The organism is Streptomyces sp. NPDC107498, from assembly GCF_055582805.1.
Window position 1 is genome coordinate 228,827 of record NZ_JBVJPE010000012.1, and the last position, 18,284, is coordinate 247,110.

At 73.4% G+C, this 18,284-nt stretch carries 13 protein-coding genes; all 13 read right to left on the reverse strand.

Annotated features, from left to right (window positions below; genetic code table 11):
* Position 1 precedes the first annotated feature (1 nt).
* From ACZ66Z_RS22465 to ACZ66Z_RS22525, 13 genes are read right to left on the reverse strand one after another with little or no spacing between them, the layout of a single operon-like run.
* Entirely contained in the window at positions 2–649 is a 648-nt protein-coding gene (locus tag ACZ66Z_RS22465; RefSeq protein ID WP_469936566.1) for a PIG-L deacetylase family protein, read from the reverse strand.
* Positions 646–1,440 (reverse strand): glycosyltransferase family protein, encoded by a 795-nt coding sequence (locus ACZ66Z_RS22470; RefSeq protein WP_469936568.1) that lies wholly within the window; start codon positions 1,438–1,440, stop codon positions 646–648. Before ACZ66Z_RS22470 ends, ACZ66Z_RS22465 begins: the two co-directional genes overlap by 4 nt.
* Entirely contained in the window at positions 1,437–2,687 is a 1,251-nt protein-coding gene (locus ACZ66Z_RS22475) for a class I SAM-dependent methyltransferase (protein WP_469936570.1), read from the reverse strand. The genes ACZ66Z_RS22470 and ACZ66Z_RS22475 overlap by 4 nt, the downstream gene beginning before the upstream one ends.
* Positions 2,684–3,895, reverse strand: coding sequence for a glycosyltransferase (locus ACZ66Z_RS22480; protein WP_469936572.1), 1,212 nt, complete (start codon positions 3,893–3,895; stop codon positions 2,684–2,686). Before ACZ66Z_RS22480 ends, ACZ66Z_RS22475 begins: the two co-directional genes overlap by 4 nt.
* 7 nt (positions 3,896–3,902) lie before the next feature.
* Positions 3,903–5,156: an O-antigen ligase domain-containing protein gene (locus ACZ66Z_RS22485; RefSeq protein ID WP_469936574.1), complete on the reverse strand. Its 1,254-nt coding sequence runs from the start codon at positions 5,154–5,156 to the stop codon at positions 3,903–3,905.
* Position 5,157: 1 nt separating this feature from the next.
* Positions 5,158–6,702: a right-handed parallel beta-helix repeat-containing protein gene (locus ACZ66Z_RS22490; protein WP_469936576.1), complete on the reverse strand. Its 1,545-nt coding sequence runs from the start codon at positions 6,700–6,702 to the stop codon at positions 5,158–5,160.
* 11 nt (positions 6,703–6,713) lie between these two features.
* A complete protein-coding gene (locus ACZ66Z_RS22495; RefSeq protein ID WP_469936578.1) occupies positions 6,714–8,684 on the reverse strand; it encodes a heparinase II/III family protein in 1,971 nt (656 codons plus the stop codon).
* Positions 8,681–10,855: a bi-domain-containing oxidoreductase gene (locus ACZ66Z_RS22500; RefSeq protein WP_469936580.1), complete on the reverse strand. Its 2,175-nt coding sequence runs from the start codon at positions 10,853–10,855 to the stop codon at positions 8,681–8,683. Before ACZ66Z_RS22500 ends, ACZ66Z_RS22495 begins: the two co-directional genes overlap by 4 nt.
* Before the next feature lie 17 nt (positions 10,856–10,872).
* Entirely contained in the window at positions 10,873–12,807 is a 1,935-nt protein-coding gene (gene asnB / locus ACZ66Z_RS22505; RefSeq protein WP_469936582.1) for an asparagine synthase (glutamine-hydrolyzing), read from the reverse strand.
* A gap of 3 nt (positions 12,808–12,810) precedes the next feature.
* On the reverse strand, positions 12,811–14,331 hold the full coding sequence (locus ACZ66Z_RS22510; RefSeq protein ID WP_469936584.1) for a Wzz/FepE/Etk N-terminal domain-containing protein: 1,521 nt from the start codon (positions 14,329–14,331) through the stop codon (positions 12,811–12,813).
* On the reverse strand, positions 14,328–15,695 hold the full coding sequence (locus tag ACZ66Z_RS22515; protein ID WP_469936585.1) for a Wzz/FepE/Etk N-terminal domain-containing protein: 1,368 nt from the start codon (positions 15,693–15,695) through the stop codon (positions 14,328–14,330). Before ACZ66Z_RS22515 ends, ACZ66Z_RS22510 begins: the two co-directional genes overlap by 4 nt.
* Positions 15,692–16,957, reverse strand: coding sequence for a glycosyltransferase family 4 protein (locus tag ACZ66Z_RS22520; RefSeq protein ID WP_469936587.1), 1,266 nt, complete (start codon positions 16,955–16,957; stop codon positions 15,692–15,694). Before ACZ66Z_RS22520 ends, ACZ66Z_RS22515 begins: the two co-directional genes overlap by 4 nt.
* Positions 16,947–18,263, reverse strand: coding sequence for a nucleotide sugar dehydrogenase (locus tag ACZ66Z_RS22525; RefSeq protein WP_469936589.1), 1,317 nt, complete (start codon positions 18,261–18,263; stop codon positions 16,947–16,949). Before ACZ66Z_RS22525 ends, ACZ66Z_RS22520 begins: the two co-directional genes overlap by 11 nt.
* Positions 18,264–18,284 lie beyond the last annotated feature (21 nt).

Sequence of the window (18,284 nt, forward strand, 5' to 3'; positions counted from 1 at the left end):
TTCAATCCCCCAGGTCGAGAGTGAGTTTGGTGACGGCGAACGCCTCGGCGTAGCGCGCGTGGCATTCGATGCCGCGGATCCGTGCGAGGCCGAGGAAGGCCTCCCGGTCGTACCAGGGCCGGTGCCGCTGCGAGGGGTAGTGCTCCTGCAGCAGCCGCACCTTCTCCTCGGCGATCTCCGGCGACAGCGGCTGGTACGCCACCGGACGGCCGAGGTCGGCGTCCCACTTGACGATCTCGTAGCCGAGCACGAGGTGGTCGCGGAACGCGGTGGACATCAGCTTCGCCAGGGTGCGGTGGTCCTGGTGCGCGTCCTCGGTGCGCGGGGCCAGGACCAGATCCGGCTCGGTCCGCTCGCGCAGCTCCTCGACCGCCGCCTTGGCCTCCTCCCAGTGCGCGGGAAGCCGGCCGTCCGGCAGCTTGAGCACGGTCAGCCGCAGGTCGGCGTCCGGGCAGAAGGCGGCGAGCGCGGCCTGCTCCTCCTGCTCCCGCTCGCTTCCGCCGCCGGAGAGCACCAGCGCGTCGACGCGGATGCCCGGCCGCGCGAGGCACAGCGCGAGGAGCGTGCCGCCGGCGCCGATGGCGACGTCGTCGCAGTGCGCGCCCACCGCGACGATCCGGTCCAGGTGCCCGGCACCGAGGCGGATCACGCGGTCACCCCCGCGGCGTCCCGTTCCCACACGGCCCACGGGCGGTCGCCCCGGGCGTAGGCCTCGTCGAGCGCGGCCCGCTCCTTCACGGTGTCGGTCGGCTTCCAGAAGCCGCGGTGCCGGTGTGCCACCAGACGGCCTTCCTTGGCCAGACCGGCGCAGCCGTCGGCGACCAGGTCCCCGCCCTCCGGTATGTGGTCGAAGACCTCCTGGCGGAGCACGAAGTAGCCGCCGTTCTCCCACAGCGGCAACTCGCTGACCGCGGTGATGCCCCCCACGAGCCCGTCCTCGCCCAACTCCACGCAGTGGAAGGAGGACTGCGGCGGCACCACCATCATCGACGCGCCGGCGTCACGCCGGGAGAACCGCTCGATCATCTCCGGCAGCGGCGCGTCGGTGAGCACGTCGGCGTAGTTGGCGAGGAACATCTCGTCACCGTCCAGGTGGTGCCGCACCCGGCGCAGCCGCTCCCCGATGGGCGACTCGATGCCGGTCTGGGCGAACGTGATCGTCCAGTCGGACATGTCGGTGGACAGCAGCTCGGTCCGGCCGCCGCGCAGCACGAAGTCGTTGGACGTCGTCTCCTCGTAGTGGAGGAAGAAGTCCTTGATGTGGTGCGCGCCGTATCCGAGGCACAGGATGAACTCCTTGTGCCCGTAGTGCGCGTAGTAGCGCATCACGTGCCAGATCAGCGGGCGCGGGCCGACCATGGCCATCGGCTTGGGCACGTCGTCCGCGGCGCCGCTCCGCATCCGCATCCCGTAACCGCCGCAGAACAGGACGACCTTCATGCTGTGACCTCTTTCGCAGGCACCTCGACGATGCTCAGTTCCGGGATGGGGAAGACGAGGCGGCCGCCCCACTCGTGCACGAAGGACAGCTGCTCGACCAGCTCGGCCCGCAGGTTCCACGGGAGGACGAGGACGTAGTCCGGCCGGTCGGCGGCGATCCGCTCGGGCGGCAGGATCGGGATGCGGGTGCCCGGGGTGAACCTGCCGTGCTTGTAGGGGTTGCGGTCGACCGTGTACGCGAGCAGGTCGGGCCGGATGCCGCAGTGGTTGAGCAGGGTGTTGCCCTTGCCCGGGGCGCCGTAGCCGACGACCGTCTCGCCGCGCTCGGCCGCCTCGATGAGGAAGCGCAGCAGGTCCCGGCGCACCTTGGCCACCCGGTCGGAGAACTCGGTGTACCCGGACGGGTCCTGGAGTCCGGCGGCCTTCTCCCGGTCGAGCACCTCGGCCACGCGCGCCGTGGGCTCGCCGGCCGCCGCCGAGGGCCGGGCCCACAGCCGGACGGAGCCGCCGTGCGTGGGCAGCAGTTCGACGTCCACCAGCGTGAGTCCGCCGCTCGCGAGCGCCCGTGCCGCGGACGCGACCGTGTAGTACTGGAAGTGCTCGTGGTAGATCGTGTCGTACTGGTTCTCCTCGATCAGGGTCAGCAGGTGCTGCACCTCGACGGAGACCCAGCCGTCGTCGGCGACCAGGGCGCGCAGCCCCCGGGTGAAGCCGATGACGTCGGGGATGTGCGCGTACACGTTGTTGGCGACGACCAGGTCCGCCGGGCCGTGCTCGGCGCGGACGGCCGCACCCGTCTCGGGGCTCAGGAACGCGGTGACCGTGGGCACCCCCGCGTCCCGCGCCGCGGCGCCCACGTTCACCGAGGGCTCGATGCCGAGACAGCGGATCCCCCGGTCCACCACGTGCTTCAGCAGGTAGCCGTCGTTGCTCGCGACCTCGACCACGAAGGCGTCGTCGCCGAGGGCGAGCCGCTCCGCGGCGTCCGTGACGAACGTGCGCGCGTGCTCCACCCAGGAGGTCGAGTACGAGGAGAAGTACGCGTACTCCTCGAAGGTCTCCTCCGGCGTGATCAGCGGAGGGAGCTGAGCGAGCCAGCAGTCGGTGCAGACCCGCAGGTGCAGCGGGTACGCGGGCTCGGGCCGGTCCAGTGCGTCCGCGGCGAGAAAGCTCTCGCACGGTGGCGTCGCCCCGAGATCGACGACGCTCGTGAGCGCCGCCGAGCCGCAGAGTCGGCATCGTGTCATTTACTGCCCCCCATCGATTCCGCCCGCACCGCGATCGCGGTGCGGTACTCCTCCAGCAGGCGCTCCAGGCCGACGGCCGGACTGAAGCGCTGCTCGTACCGTCGCCGGGCCGCGAGGCCCATCTCCCGGTTGCGGGCCGGAGCGGCCGTGATCCGGCGCAGCCGGTCCGCGAGCGAGGCGGCCTCGCCCGGCCGGTGCAGCAGCCCGGTCACCCCCTCGTCGACGAGTTCGACGAAGGCGCCGTGCCCGGCGGCGACGGCCGGGACCCCCGCCGCCATCGCCTCGGCGACCACCAGGCCGAAGGTCTCCCTGGCCATCGAGGGAGCCACCACGGCCACCGACCGGGCAACGGCCCGCCGGCACTCCTCCGGGTCGTACAGGCCGACGTACCGCACGTCGTCCCGGCCCTCCGCCCAGGCGGCCACCTCCCGCTCCAGCGGCCCCGCCCCGGCGAGCACGAGCGGCACGCCCGCCCCGCCGTCCGCCGCGAGCCCGTCCCACGCGGCCATGAGCAGCCGCACGCCCTTGGGCTCCGCGAGCCGGCCGAGGAAGAGCAGGTGCTCGCCGGCGCCCGTCCGGCGCTCGCCGGGATCGGGCACGAAGTTGTGCTTCACCGCGAGGCGCTCGGCCGGCATGCCGGACCGCACCAGGATGTCGCGCTGCGCCGCGGAGATGCAGAGGAACCGCTCCACCCCGGACCACCAGCGCCGCCGGTTGACCGACAGGCTGACCGCGAGCGGAACCGTCGCCAGCCGGGAGTCCCGGTAGCAGCCGTGCCGGACGGCGGGCAGCGGGGCCGTCGAGCCGACGCACTCGGTGCACGGCCGGCCGTCCCGGTGCAGCGTGCCCGGCGGGCAGACCTGGGTGTAGTTGTGCAGCGTGGCGACGACGGGCACGCCGGCGTCGGCGCAGGCGGCGATCACCGCCGGCGACAGCAGCGGGAAGACGTTGTGGACGTGCACCACGTCCGGCCGGTCGGCGCGGAGCCGGGCGGCGAGCTCCGTACGGACCGCCGGGTTCCACGGCACGAGGAGCGGCACCGCGACCTTGCCGAGGAGGGACCGGCCGGCGATGTCGTCGCTGCGCCGCTCGAACAGGTCGACCCGGTGGCCGGCCGCGCGCAGCAGCGCCACCTCCTCGTCGACCACCCTGTTCTCCCCGCTCGGCTGCGCCGAGGAGTAGCGGTTGTGCACCACCAGGACATGCATGCTCAGGTCACCTCCGGGCCCATCGCGGGACGCGTCGTCGGGAAAGGTCGGGCCTCTGACGAGGGACGCCGGGCGCCGGGAGCGGCGCGGCCGCGGCGGGCGCCGCGAGCAGCGAGGCGGCCAGGGCCAGGTGCAGCAGGTACGCCGAGGCGTCGCCGAGACCCACCTCGGTGTACGACGAGATCGCGCAGTAGCTGATCAGGAAGATCGCGCAGGCCCTCGACAGCGACGGCGGCCGCAGCAGCGCGATGCAGCCGAGCGCGAGGAGGAACGTCGCCACGACGGCGACGCCGAGCAGCCCCTGCTCGTTGTAGACGGCCAGCCAGCTGTTGTCGATCGGCAGCCCGTCCCACGACTTGTCGCCCAGGCCCAGGCCGAAGACGGTGTCCCCGGTGGTCCGGGGAGCCGAGAGGAGGGAGTCCCACACCTTCGCCCGGCCGGTGAGGTTGGAGAAGTTCTGCTGGCTCTGCCCGCGCAGGAACCACGTCCGCAGCGCGGAGCCGAACACCACCGCGGCCACCGTCGCGCACAGCACCGCCCAGACGAAGAACTTCCGCGCGGCGGCACTGGTCAGGATGAGCGAGCCGATCGCCAGGACCAGACCGATGATCATGCCGAGCGTCGCCGTCCGGGTGTGGGTCATGGCGAGCAGCACGAACGACGGCACGATGACCACCGCCGCACCGGCCGGGGTGGTCCGGCGGCCGAGGAGCAGCAGCACGGAGAGCCCGATGATCACCGCGGCGTACTGCCCGATCTGCGGCGGCGTGAGCGGCCACAACGCGCCCACGAGACGTCCGCCGTAGTACTCGGGCATGGCCGTGCCCGGCGAGACGACCAGGCCGGCGGCCACCAGGACCAGCACCGCGAAGTACCACCGGATGTGGTGGTGGACGAACCGCGGACTGCCGTCCCACCAGCGGCTGAGCAGCCACAGCGTGCCGACGAAGAGCGCGAGCCGCGCGCAGCGGAACAGCGCGCCCGCCCCGGCGTCCACACTGGAGATCAGGCTCGGCACGAGCAGCAGGGTCAGCAGGAACACGAACGCGCTGGGCCGGATCCGCAGCGGCCGGTTGACCGTGAGCGCCAGCGTGAACGCGCCGACCAGCGCGCCCATCGTGACCATCTGGATCAGGGAGCGGGGGATCGGGACGACCGTCTTCGCCCCGGCGGAGCCCAGTACGTTGAGCGCGAGGAGCGCCCAGGCGATCCCGACCGCCCGGGGGGCGCGGTCCGTGCCCGCCTCGATGTCCGTACGCACCTCAACCACCGTCCCGCGCGCGGAAGGTGCTTCCCGCGTCCTGCCCGTACGGGGCGCCCTGCCACTGCCCGGCGCCGAGCGTCCGGCCCGCGTCGTGCGCGACGAACGTCCACGGCCCGACGTAGACGTTGTCGTGCCAGCGGTTGTCCTGCCGGAAGGTGATCGCCCGGGCCACCCGGTCGCCCTTGTACGGCGACCAGTCCGGAGAGGTCCCGTCGTTGGAGAGCACCGCCATCCGGCCGCACCGGTCCGTGCAGTCGAGGACGGACTTGTCGAGGACGAAGCGGTTGCCGTGGATGTCCACCCGCTGGGTCTTCCACCGGCAGTCGGCGTAGAGTGGCGCGGTCGTGATCCCGGGCCGTGCGCAGCGCCCGGTGTCCTTCACCAGCAGGGTGCAGTAGCCGGTGGAGGTGTTGGCCGGGCTGTTGCAGAACCGGTCGGCGTTCTCCCACAGGGTGATCCCCGACCAGTTGTCCTCCAGCACGTTCCCGTAGATCTCGATCCTGTCCGTACGGGCGCGGACCCGCGGCTCGCCGCCGGCCTCGGACACGTAGACGCTCGCGTACGGGAAGTCGTCGCCGTCCTCGGCGCCCGCGCGGCCCTCGACCCAGTTGTTCCGCCGGATCACGTTGTTCCGGATCACCGCGTTGTAGCTGGTCTCGTACATCAGCGCGGCGCCGTCGTTCGCTTCGAGGACGTTGTCCTCGAAGAGGAAGTCGTTGTTGTTGTTGTCCGCCCACAGCCCGGCCCCGCGGTTGTCGTGCACCCAGTTGCCGCGGACGTCGGCGCCGTCGACCGCCCAGAACTTGACGCCTCCCGTGCAGCCGCAGCCCGGCCGCCTCCGTTCCCAGTCGTCGGTGTTGTTGCCCGTGATCTCGTTGCCCTCGACGACCAGGCCCCTGAGGGAGTCACCGGCCTTGTAGGCGTTCATCGCGTACTGCCCGTTGTCCCGCAGGCAACTGGCGCGGACCTGCTGGCGGGCGCCGGCCATCAGCCCGGCGCCGGAGTTGTTCCGGATCACCGCGTGCTCGATCACCCACCCGTCGGCCGAGTCGTGGTTGACCACGCCCTCGTCCTGCGGCGCGACGAAACCCCGCACGGTCAGGTACTTGATCGTGACGTCACGGGCGGCGCCGCCGAACGCGTACCGGTTGGTCCGCGCGCCGTCGAGCACCGCGCCCGGAGCCCCGAGGTACGTGTTCCCCTCCTTGGGGAGGACCTGGTCGTACTCGCCCGGGTCCAGCCTGTGCCTGCCCGGCCGCAGCCAGAACGTGGTGTGCGGCGGGCTGTCCTCGGTCTTCGCGGCCAGGTCGCCGGTCACCGAGGGGTCGACCGTCACCGCGCCCGCCGGCGCCCGCGCCGGTCCGGCCGGGGGCGCGGCGCACACCCGGGCCACGGCCGGGGACGCGGACGGAGCGGCGCCGGCCTCCGGCCGGCCGTCCGGCTCCGTCCGGTCGTCCGGCGCGCCGCCCCCCTCGCAGCCGGTCGCCACGAGCAGCGCGAGCAGTGCCGCCGGCACCGCGCGGTGCCGCCACGTGATCCGCACGCTCCTCCTCCCTAGCCGTGGAACCCGAGTACGGTGACGAACTCCGCGCCGTCGGCGAAACCCGTGCCGACCAGCGTGGTGGCGGGCTCCTTGCGCCCGAAGCCCGCGGAGTACCAGCCGAGCACGGGGCCTCCCCCGCTCGAAGAGCCCGGGGAAGGCTCGCCCTCGCCGCGGTGCGCCCGCCAGGACAGCCCCGCGGGCAGGTCGAGCACCGCCGAGCGGTCCTCGCCGTCCACGGTCCAGGTGAGCACCGCCCGGTTCCCCACGAGCTCCGCGGCGATCGTCGGGCCGAGGTGGAACGCCAGCTCCACGGCCGCGCCCGGCCCCCGCACCTCGTCGACCACCCGCAGCTCCCGGCTCGCGGCCGTCAGCTCCACCCGGCGGCGGTGCACGGAGGGCCGGTAGCCGTCGTGCTCGGCGCACCAGCGGGACACCGCCGGGTTCGAGGTGTCCGCGACCAGGACGCGGCTCTCGGCGTGCCGGGTCCACAGGAACGGGCCGCCGGAGACGGACTGGTCACGGCCGTCGAGCCGCAGGGTGTTGTGGCCGAGGGTCGACCGGAAGTACTGCCGCCACTCGGGCTGTCCGTGGTAGCAGAACGTCCCCGGGTCGGCGAGCACGTCGACGCCGTCGTGCCGGACCTCCACGGACAGGGCGTCCGCGTGCCCGTGCGCGGCGATGGACAGGAAGCCGTGCGGGCCGCCGTCGCAGCGGACCCAGATCTCCCCCGGCGCCCTCATGATCGTCATGCCCGCGTCGGGGAAGTGGACCGGCCGGTCCGCCGGCCGCTTCACGGCCGGTCCGCCGGGCCTGACGAGCGCGGCCAGCAGCGGGGTGCGCACGTCGCTGCCGGTCACCTCCGGCCACCAGGCGAGCCGGCCGAACAGGGCGTCGCCGGTGGCGAGGAGCGAACCCCAGCGGTCGCTGCCCGCGCCGTCCACGACCAGACCGTGCCCGTCGTCCGCGTCCCCCTGACGGGGCGGCCGCAGCCGGTCGTCCACGACGGCCGCGAGCGCGTCGGTCATCCGCAGCAGGACGAGCCGGGTGGTCGCGGGCACCCGCACGCCGGCGGCGTCGGCCTCGGCCAGCGCGGCCAGGCCGAGTTCGAGGACGAGGCCGTGGTACTCGGAAGCCAGCTCGCGGTTGAGGCCGGACAGGAAGGTGTTGCTCCGCAGGTGCCGGTCGAGCGACCGCAGCGCGTCGTCCCGCCAGCGCGCCGAGGCGGGGAACCAGCCGAACGCGCAGGCCGCGGCGAACTGCCCGGCGGTCTCCGCGATGACGTGGTTGTTCGCCGAGGACCCCCGGCTGGGGAAGGCGGCCAGCCAGCGCTGGTGGTACCAGATCTGGCGGAGCGCCACCGGGTTCTCCTCGAAGAGACCGGCCGCGCCCCGCCAGCCGTCGAGCAGCCGGCGGACCCACACCCAGGAGAGCAGCCGGATGCCCAGCTCGATGCCGCTCGTCCAGTGCACTCCGCGCAGCGGCGCGTTGGCCGCCCACCACGACCGCAGGTGGCCGGCCACCCGCTCCGCGTACCGCTCGTCCCCGGTGACCGCGTAGGCGGCGGCGAGCACGGTGAGGTGCTGGTGCCGGGACGGTTCCCAGATCTGCTTGATGTCCCCGACCGTCTCCTCGTCCCGGTACGGCACGTCGAAGGCGTACCCCGAAGGCGCCCGGCGCCCGGTCTTCGGGTCGAACCACCAGTCCGGGTCGGCCAGGTCGTCGCGCTCCACCCCGAAGTACTCGGCGTGCCCGGCCATCAGCCGGTCCGCCTCGGCCACGAGGCGCTTCGCGGCGTCCGGGGCCACCCCGTCGATCGTCCCGGCGGGGAGCACAGCGGTGAACCGGGCGCCGGTCACGCCCGGGAACTCCGGCCGCGCCGACCGCCACCGCCGCCTGCGCACCGCGTCGACCGCCCGGCCGCCGACCTCCCGCGGCCCCATCGCGGACAGCCGCCGCAGGTACCAGCCCGCGCTCGTCGTCATCGGTGCCTCGCCAGCGTCACCGGCACGCCGCCCGCCAGGCCGGCCGGCACGGCGAGGGTGGCCGCCGTGGTGGCGACGAGCGACTCCAGCGGCACCGGCATCGGCCCGCCGGTCCGTACGGCCCGGAAGAACGCGGCCAGTTCGGCGTTCTGGCCCTTGTCGCGGGCCTTGGGCAGCCGCGAGCTGACCCACCGCCTCCGGCCGTGGACGGAGGCGCGGACGAAGTCGTCGAGCCGCAGCACCTTGCCGTCGGCGACCAGGTCGAGGGTCTCCTTGGGGAAGCCGGAGGCGCCGGTGGTGACGTAGCTGATGGTGGCGGTGGACCCGTCCGGGTAGCGCAGCACGACCTGGAGGTCCTCGTTGCCGGGGGTGGCCACCGCGTACACGGAGACGGGATCGGCGTCGAGGAGCCAGCTCGCCGTGTCGATGAAGTGACCGCCCTCACCGGCGAACCGCGACCCCTCGCTGCCCTGTCGGAGGTACCAGCTGCCGTGCTCGAGACGGCCGGCGTTGACCAGGTAGCGGAGGTTCGCGGGACCGGTCCGGGCGCCGAACCGCCGCTTCGCCTCCTGGAGCAGCGGCGCGAACCGGCGGTTGAAGCCCACCTGGAGCCGGTCGTTGCCGGACTCCTCCACGGCCGCGAGCACACCGGCCAGCTCGTCCTCGCCGAGCGCCAGCGGCTTCTCCACGAACACCGACTTGCCGGCGAGCAGCGCCTTCCGGGTCAGGTCGGCGTGCGAGCTGTGCCGGGTGACCACGAACACCGCGTCGACGGACCCGTCGCCGAGCACGGCGTCGAGATCGGTGGTGGCGCGGGCGAAGCCGAACTTCCGCTGCGCGTTGGCCGCGGACAGGGCCGTCGTGGTGACGACCGTGGACAGCTCGACGCCCTCGCGCCCGGCCAGGTGGGGCAGCAGCATCGAGGAGGCGTAGTTGCCCGCCCCGACGAACGCGACCCGCACCGGTGACCCGGCGGCCCCGGCCGTCGTGCGCTTCACGTTCACCGCGGGCACGGCCACCGCCGGCGCCTCCGGGACCTCCTCCGTCCGCTCGGGGTACCGGAACAGCACGGCCACGGCCTTCAGCTCGCCGTCCTTCAGCGACCGGTACGTCTCGACGGCGTCGTCGAAGGCGGCGACGTGGGACACCAGGGGCTCCACGTCGACGCTGCCCCGGGCCATGAGGTCGAGGAAGCACGCGAGGTTCCGGCGCTCGGTCCAGCGCACGTAACCGATCGGGTAGTCCCGTCCCTCCAGCTCGTACTCCGGGTCGTAGCGCCCCGGGCCGTAACTGCGGGAGAACCGGACGTCGAGCTCCTTCTCGTAGTACGCGTTCCACGGCAGGTCCAGACGGCACTTGCCGATGTCGACGACCCGGCCGCGGTCCCGGCACAGCCGGGCGGCCAGCTCGACGGGCTGGTTGCTGCCGCCACCGGCCGCCAGGTACACCTGGTCCACGCCGTGACCGCCGGTGAGCTCGGCGACGGCGGCCTCCACGGAGGCCGATCCGGGATCGCCGCAGGCATCGGCGCCCAGGCGCTCGGCGAGCTCGCAGCGCGCCGGGTCGGGGTCGGCGCCGACGACGCGGACCCCCGCGGCGGCGAGGAGCTGCACCACCAGCTGCCCGATCAGCCCGAGGCCGATGACGAGCGCCACCTCGCCGAGCTGCGGCTCGCCCTGGCGGACGCCCTGGAGCGCGATGGACCCGACGGTGCCGAAGGCGGCGTGCCGGGGCGCGAGGCCGTCCGGGAGCGGGACGTAGAGGTTCTTCGGCACCCAGTTCAGCTCGGCGTGCAGCGCGTGCTCGTTGCCGGCGCAGGCCACGAGGTCGCCGACCTTCACGTCGTCGATCCCGGCACCGACCTGCTCGACCACCCCGCACAGCGAGTACCCGAGCGGCGTGTACGAGTCGAGCTTGCCCATCACCTTGCGGTACGTGGCGGGCACGCCGTTGACGGCCACGCTCTGCACGACCTTGGCGACCTGGTCCGGGCGCGAGCGGGCCTTGCCGAGCATCGACATCCCGGCCTCGGACACCTTCATGAGCTCCGTACCGGTGGATATCAGCGAGTAGGCGGTCCGGACGAGGACACCGCCCGGCTTGCACCCCGGCACCGGCACGTCGAGCACGGCCAGTTCGCCGCTCTTGTAGTTCTGTACGACCTGTTTCACCGAAGTCCTCTTGTTCTCTACGCAGTCAAGGAAGCGGTCCGACCGGACCCGGAGGTCGCGCCGCGGTACCAGTACTCGAGGGTCAGCACGTGCCACAGATGCTTGGAGTGGTCCCGGTGCCCGGCCGCGTCCTCGGCGGCGAGGCGCGCCAGGGCGTCGCGGCGCAGGAAGCCGGAGCGGACGAGCTCGCCGTCGTGGATCACCTCGCGCACCAGCGGGGCCAGGTCGCGGCTCATCCAGGCGCGCAGCGGGGCGCTGAAGAGGCCCTTGGGCCGGTACACGATCTCCCGGGGCAGGACCGAGGAGGCCGCCTCCTTGAGGACCGCCTTGCCCTGCCGTCCGACGATCTTGCGGTCGCCGGGCACGGTGAACGCCGCCCTGACCACCTCGACGTCCACGTACGGCACCCGCACCTCGGTCGACGCGGCCATGCTCGACCGGTCCGTGTACGCCAGGTTCAGGCCCGGCAGGAACATCCGGGCGTCGCCCAGGCACATGCGGTTGACGAAGTCGTCGAGCGCGTTGTCCTCGTACACGTCCGCGTGCTCGGCCAGCACGTCGTCGACCGTCCCGGCCAGGTCCGGATCGATCAGGCCGAGCAGCTCGTCCCGGTCGTACATGGTGTAGCTCCGCCGGAACGCCGTCTCCTCCGGCAGGTCGGCGAACGACAGGAACCGCTTCGCGAAGCGCACCGACCGGTACCCGCGGCGGGCCGAGGCCACCGGCAGCAGGTCGACGGCCTTGGACACGCCGCTCCGCAGGGGCCGCGGCACGCGCTGGTAGCGCAGCGCGATCAGGTTGGCCAGGTGCTTGCGGTACCCGGCGAACAGCTCGTCGGCACCCATCCCCGACAGCATCACCTTCACCCCGGCCTCCCGGGCGGCCGAGCAGATCAGGAAGGTGTTGATCGCGGCGGGGTCGCCGATCGGCTCGTCCAGGTGGTACGTCATCCGGGGCAGCAGGTCGAGCACGTCCGGGGCGATCTCGATCTCGCGCAGGTCGACGCCGAACCGCTCGGCCACCTGCCGGGCGTAGCGCAGGTCGTCCGGCATCGCCTCGAACTTGGCGTCCTCGGCGCGGAACCCGATCGTGTAGGCCGAGATCCCGGGCCGCTCACGGGCCGCGAGCGCCGTCAGGTAGCTGGAGTCGAGCCCACCCGAGAGGAAGGTCGCCACGGGCACGTCGGACAGCAGGTGGCGCCGGGTCGACTCCTCGACGATCGCGGCGAGATCCGGCAGCTCGCCGGCCAGGGCCCGCTCCCGGCCCTCGGCGGCGACGTCCTTCAGGTGCCAGAACCGGCCGCGCTCCACCCGTCCGTCGGGCCGGCACCGCAGCCAGCTCCCCGGCGGCAGCTTCTCCGCCCCGCGGAACGCGCACCGCGAGTCCGGCACCCAGTAGTAGAGCAGCGAGGCCACCAGGGCCGCGTGGTCCACCTCCAGGGAGCCGCCGGTCACGGCGGCGAGCGCCTTCAGCTCGGAGGCGAACACCAGGCCCTCGCCGCGCCGCAGCAGGAACAGCGGCTTGATGCCCAGCTGGTCGCGGGCGAGCACCAGCTCGCCGGTGCGCTCGTCGAAGATCCCGAACGCGAACATGCCGCGCAGCCGCGGCAGACAGTCCGTGCCCCACCGCCGCCACGCCTCCAGGAGCACCTCCGTGTCGGAGGTGCCGCGGAAGCGCACCCCGGCCGCCGCCAGCTCGGCGCGCAGCTCGGGCGCGTTGTACAGCTCGCCGTTGTACGTCAGGACGAGGCCGCCCGAGGCCATCGGCTGGGCGCCGGTCTCGGACAGGTCGACGATCGACAACCGGCGGTGCCCCAGGTGCACTTCGCCGTCACCGACGGGGTGGCCGTACCGGCCGGCCCCGTCCGGACCGCGATGCGCGAGGGTCTCGGTGAGCCGGTCGGTCACTTCCTTCCCGTCAGGCCATCGGTACGTGCCTGCGATGCCACACATGTGTTACCGCGCCTCCTGGTCGCTGTCCGGGACCGTCGCCCACGCGGGCAGACGCTCCCTCCGCCGCCGGCCCGTGCCGTTCGCCCGGGCAGGCCCCTCGTTCCGGCCGCGCGGCGCGGCCTGCGGCCCCCCGTCCCACAGCGTGCCGTCGGTCCGGTCACGCGGATCGGGGTCGATCAGCACCACACCGAGCACGAGGACGCGCTGGTCGGCGAGTTGCCGCGCCACGGTGTGCAGCCAGGCAGCGCTGCCGTGCCCGGCCCGTACGACGAGCACGGTCCGCGTCCCCAGGTACGGCAGGTCGGTCCACGCCGCGCCGGGCCCCACCGAGCCGACGCCGATCCGGCGCTCCTGGTGCGCCACGGCCGCGGCACGCTCCAGACCGACCACGGTCGGGTCACCGGGCCGCGGCCGGCGGCCGGAGAGCTCCGGGCCGGGCAGACCGTCGACGACCACCACCGGCCCCTCCGCGCCCAGGGACCCGGCGAGGTCGAGCGCGATCACGCACGCGCCGTCCGCGCAGCCCAGTTCGAGGAGGGACATCGGCTCCGCGGAGCCGCGTGCGGTCCGGGCCAGGGACGCGGTGAGCCGGGTCCGTGCCGTCCGGGTCCTGCGGCGCCGCCACCACCGGTCCGGCCGGCCGGGCAGCTCGGCGATCACCGAGGCTCCGAGGTGCGCCGCAATCTCCCGGCGCAGCACGGGACGGTCCGCCACCACCGTGCCGACGGCCGCCACCGCGAGCCCCAGGGCGAGCCCGAGGACCAGCCCGATCCCGGCGTCCTTGGCGAGGGTCTTGGGCAGGGAGCGCCTGACCGGCCGCGGGGCGTCGACGATCTGCGTGCCGGAGACCAGCCGGGGCGTGCCGATCCGGGCCTCCTCGGCGCGCTGACCGAAGTCGGAGATGCGCGAGGTGAGTTCGGCCCGTCGGGAGAACAGCGACTCCGTGTTCGCCGAGGCCTTCGCCGTGCCCTGCGGCGACTCGTCCCCGATCTCCGCGTTGACCTGGGCGAGTTCGTCCTTCAGCCGGTCCCGCTGGTCGAGCAGGGCCTTGGCGTCGGCGTTCGCGGCCTGCCGTATCCGTCGCACGTGGTCCGCGACGAACGCGTCGGCCAGCGCCTTCACACGGGCCACCGCGTCGGCGTCGCTGTCACCCGTCGCGTTGATCTGCAGCAGGTTGTTGGTGAGGCCGAGTCCCTCGTAGTCCTTCATGAAGTCCTCGGGCTTCTCGGAGGACTTGAGGGCCTTCAGGGCGTCACCGGCGATCCGGGTGGTCTGCAGCAGCGCGACATCGGTGCGGATCAGCGTCCCGGGGTCGTTCGGCTGGTCCTCCTGCCGGGCGACGAGGACCTTCGTCATCGCGGTCGGCGGCGCCGGCAGCAGGACCGCCACCGCCGCGCCGAGGACGAGGCCGAGCAGCGCGAGCGAACCCCAGAGCCGACGGCGTCCGAGCACCGCCACCACCAGGGAGTGCAGGTCGACCAGGGGAGCGGCGACCGGAGACTCCGCGGTCGTACGTGTCGTCACGCCGAACCTCCCGTCGCGTCGGCGCCCACGGCGAGCACCGGCGTCGCGGCCTCCCGGGGCCGGCCTGCGGGCCCCTTCGTACGGATCCGGACCGTGCCGGCCAGGACGACGCCGACGACCTCGTGCCCGGCGTCCGCGCACGCCTCGGCGATGCCGGAGAGCTCACCGGCCGTCCAGTTGCCCGCGCTGAGCACGACGAGCGCACCGGACGCGTCGTCGTGGTCCGGCACCATCGGCTCCGACACCGAGACGCCCACCACCCGCAGCACCGGATCGCCGTCGGCCTCGGCGACGAGCTCCCCGGCGGCCCGGCGGGCGATCGGGTCGCCGTCCGGGACGACGACGAGCAGCGGCCGGGCGGCCGGCAGCCGGTCCCGGAGACGGGCGCACACCCGCCGGTGCCGGGTCCGCCGGCCGGCCTCGTCGCCCGAGGTCCGCGGGGGCGGGACGTCCCACCGGACGTCGGTCCCGAGGAGCCGGCGGACCCAGGCCCGCGGGCCGCGCCCCTCCGGCCGGTACGCCTTCCGCTCGGCGGGCACATCGACGGAGCCGAGGAGCGCCACGCCGAGGGCCCCGGCGATCTCCCCCTCGGTGCGCAGCCGACGGCTCCTCCGCGCCGCCGTGAGATGGCCCGTCACCGCGATCAGGAAGAACGACAGCGCCCCGACGGCGACGAGCTGGATCCGCGTCGGCGGTGCCTCGCCGGTGGGCCGGGCCGCCGGACCCATGACGACCATGTGGGCCTTGCTCGACGTGGGGTCGGCCCGGCCCAGCTTCTCGATGGACTCCTGCAGCGCGGTGCGCAGCCCCTCCAGCTCGGTGCGGGTCTGCACGCTCTCCACGGACCGCCCCGAACCGGCCGCTTCGGACAGCTCGGTGATGCGCCGTCCGGTCTGCGCGACGGTCCGCCGCAGGGTTTCGAGCCGCGCCGCCGCCTCGGGGTCGGCGTTGTCGCCCACGATCCGCGCGGCGAAGGCGACGAACTGCTCGGCCACCTGGTCGGAGAGCTGCTGGGCGCGCTCGGGCGTGTCGGCGGTGCCCGAGATCTCGATGATGTTTCCCTCGGAGGCCTTGGCGGTCACCCGCTCCTTCAGCTCGGTGGTGCCGACCCCCGGCCAGTGGAGCGCGGACGCCGCGCGGTCGATCACCACCGAACTGGTCGCGACCTGCGCCTGCGTCAGCAGCTCGCGCTCCTCCCACGCCCCCGGCAGCAGCACGGACGCGGACGTCGTGTAGCGCGGCGGGAGCAGCAGGGAGGTGCCGTGGCCGACGAGCGCGCCCAGCACGACGAGGACGGCGAGCAGCCGCCGGCGCCGGCGGAGAATCCGCCCGATCGTGGCCAGGCGTATCGTGTCATCGCTCAACGGAGCGGCCTCGTCCCTTCCCCGTCGGGGCCGCCCGCGGACGCCGGAGCGTGGGGGCGGCAGGCCGCGGCGTAGGCGGCGAGCAGGGCCCGCTGGGAGTTCCGCCAGGAGAGCGGTCCGCTGATCCGCTCCTGGCCGATCTTGCCCATGAGGGCCCGCTTCTCCGGGTCGTCGAGCAGCTGCGCGACGAGCCCGGCGAACTCGGTCTCGTCGTCGGCGGACGCGTAGACGGCGGCGTCACCGGCGGAGACCCGCGCCTCCCGGAGGTCGAACGAGACGATCGGCCGGCCCATGACCATGTACTCCAGGACCTTGTTCATGGTCGACACGTCGTTGAGCGGATTGTGCGGGTCGGGGGAGAGGCACACGTCGGCCGTGGACAGGTAGCGCGCCAGGTCGGCGTCCGGGATGCGCCCGGTGAACTCCACCTGCTCCGAGAGCCCGAGCCGCCGGGACAGCTCCACCATCGCGTCGAAGGTGTCGCCGCCGCCGACGAACACCGCGTGCCAGTCGGTCCGTCCGAGCTCGTCGCGCAGCTTGGCGAGGGCCCGCAGGGCGTAGTCGACGCCGTCCTGCGGCCCCATGACGCCGAGGTAGCACAGCAGATGGGGTTTGCCGCGCTTCAGCTCCGGCTCGGCCGGCACGGGATGGAACCGGTCGACGTCGGGCGCGCTGCGCACCACGAAGACGTCCTCCGGGCGCCGGCCGCCACGGCGCACCGCGACGTCCCGGTAGCTCTCGTTCGTGGCGAGCACGACGTCCGCGGTCCGGTAGGTCAGCCGCTCCAGCGCGCACACGCCGCGGTAGAGCAGGTCCTTGCCGCGGTCGAACCGGGACAGGTACAGCTCGGGCACCAGGTCGTGCTGGTCGAAGACGAACCGCGTGCCGCGCCGCTTCAGCCACAGGGCCGGCAGGAACAGCAGGTCGGGCGGGTTGCAGGCGTGGACCACGTGGACCGGGCCGACCTTCCGGGCCAGCCGGAAGGTGTGCCACAGCGCCGATCCGTACTCCTTCAGGTATCCGGCCGGCCCTCCGGTGGCCGCGCGCAGCGGGTAGCGGTGGATCCGTATCCCGTCGATCTCCGCGAACGGCTCGGTGTCCCGCTTGCCGCCCTGGGGGCAGATGACGTTCACCTGCCAGCCCGCGTCGCGCAGCGTCGTGCACTCCTGCCACACCCGCCGGTCGAACGGCACCGACAGGTTCTCCACCAGGATCAGCGCGCGGCGTTCCCGCCGGCCGCCACCGGTCGTGTTACCAAGCAAGGCCCATGTACCCCGGTTCGGCCCGCCGCGCCTCGGCGTCGGGAAGGTGGATGAGGTCGACGATCACCGGACCGTCACCGTGCGGAAGGGCCGACACCACGGCCGGGTCCCTGGTCCCGACCAGGCAGACCTCGGCGTGCTCCAGCACCTCGTCGACGGAGTCCGTGAGCAGCTGCGCCAGGTGCGGCAGCCGGGACTCGATGTACTCGCGGTTCGCGCCGAGCAGCCGGGAGAGGTGCACGTTGGCGTCGTAGATCCGCAGGTCGTAGCCCTTGCCGAAGAGCCGCTCCGCCAGCTCGACGAGCGGGCTCTCGCGGAGGTCGTCGGTGCCGGGCTTGAAGGAGAGGCCGAACAGGCCCACCCGGCGCTTGCCGGTGCGCTCGACCAGCTCCACCGCGCGCTGCAGGTGGTCGGCGTTGGACGGCAGCACGTGGGAGAGGATGGGCACCGAGACGTCGGCCCGCTGCGCCGCGTGGACGAGGCTGCGCAGGTCCTTGGGCAGGCAGGAGCCGCCGAAGGCGAAGCCGGGCCGCAGATAGGCGGGGCTGATGTTCAGCTTGCGGTCGGCCAGGAACACGTCGATGACCTGGTGCGAGTCCACCCCGAGCGCCTGGCACACCGCGCCCAGCTCGTTCGCGAAGCCGATCTTGAGGCCGTGGAAGGCGTTGTCGGCGTACTTGATCGCCTCGGCCGTCGGGACCGGCACCCGGAACACCTCGCCGGGCAGGCCCTCGTACAGCGCCGCCACCACGTCGCCGCTCGCCGCGTCGAGCTCGCCGATGACGGTCTTCGGCGGGTCGAAGAAGTCCCGCACGCTCGTGCCCTCGCGCAGGAACTCCGGGTTGACCGCGACCCCGACGTCCACCCCGGCCGTGCCGCCGACGTTCTTCTCCAGGATCGGCACCAGCAGGTTCAGGCAGGTGCCCGGGAGCATGGTGCTGCGGAACACGACGGTGTGCCGCCCGCCCCGCTCGGCGATCGCGGCGCCGATCTCCTCGGTGACCCGCTCCAAGTACGTGGTGCACAGGCTGCCGTTGGGCTCGGACGGCGTGCCCACGCAGATCAGCGACACCTCGCTGCCCGTGATCGCCTCGCGGACGTCACCGGTGGCGCGGAGCGCCCCGGTCCGCACGACCTCGGCGACGAGCTCGCCGATCCCCTCCTCGACCACCGGGGCCTTGCCGCCGTTGACCAGGTCGACCTTGACCTGGTTGACGTCCACCCCGATGACCTCGTGGCCCATGCTGGCCAGGCACGCGGCCGACACGCAGCCCACGTAGCCGAGCCCGAAAACGCTGATCCTCACGACCCGTTCCTCCCCCCAGGC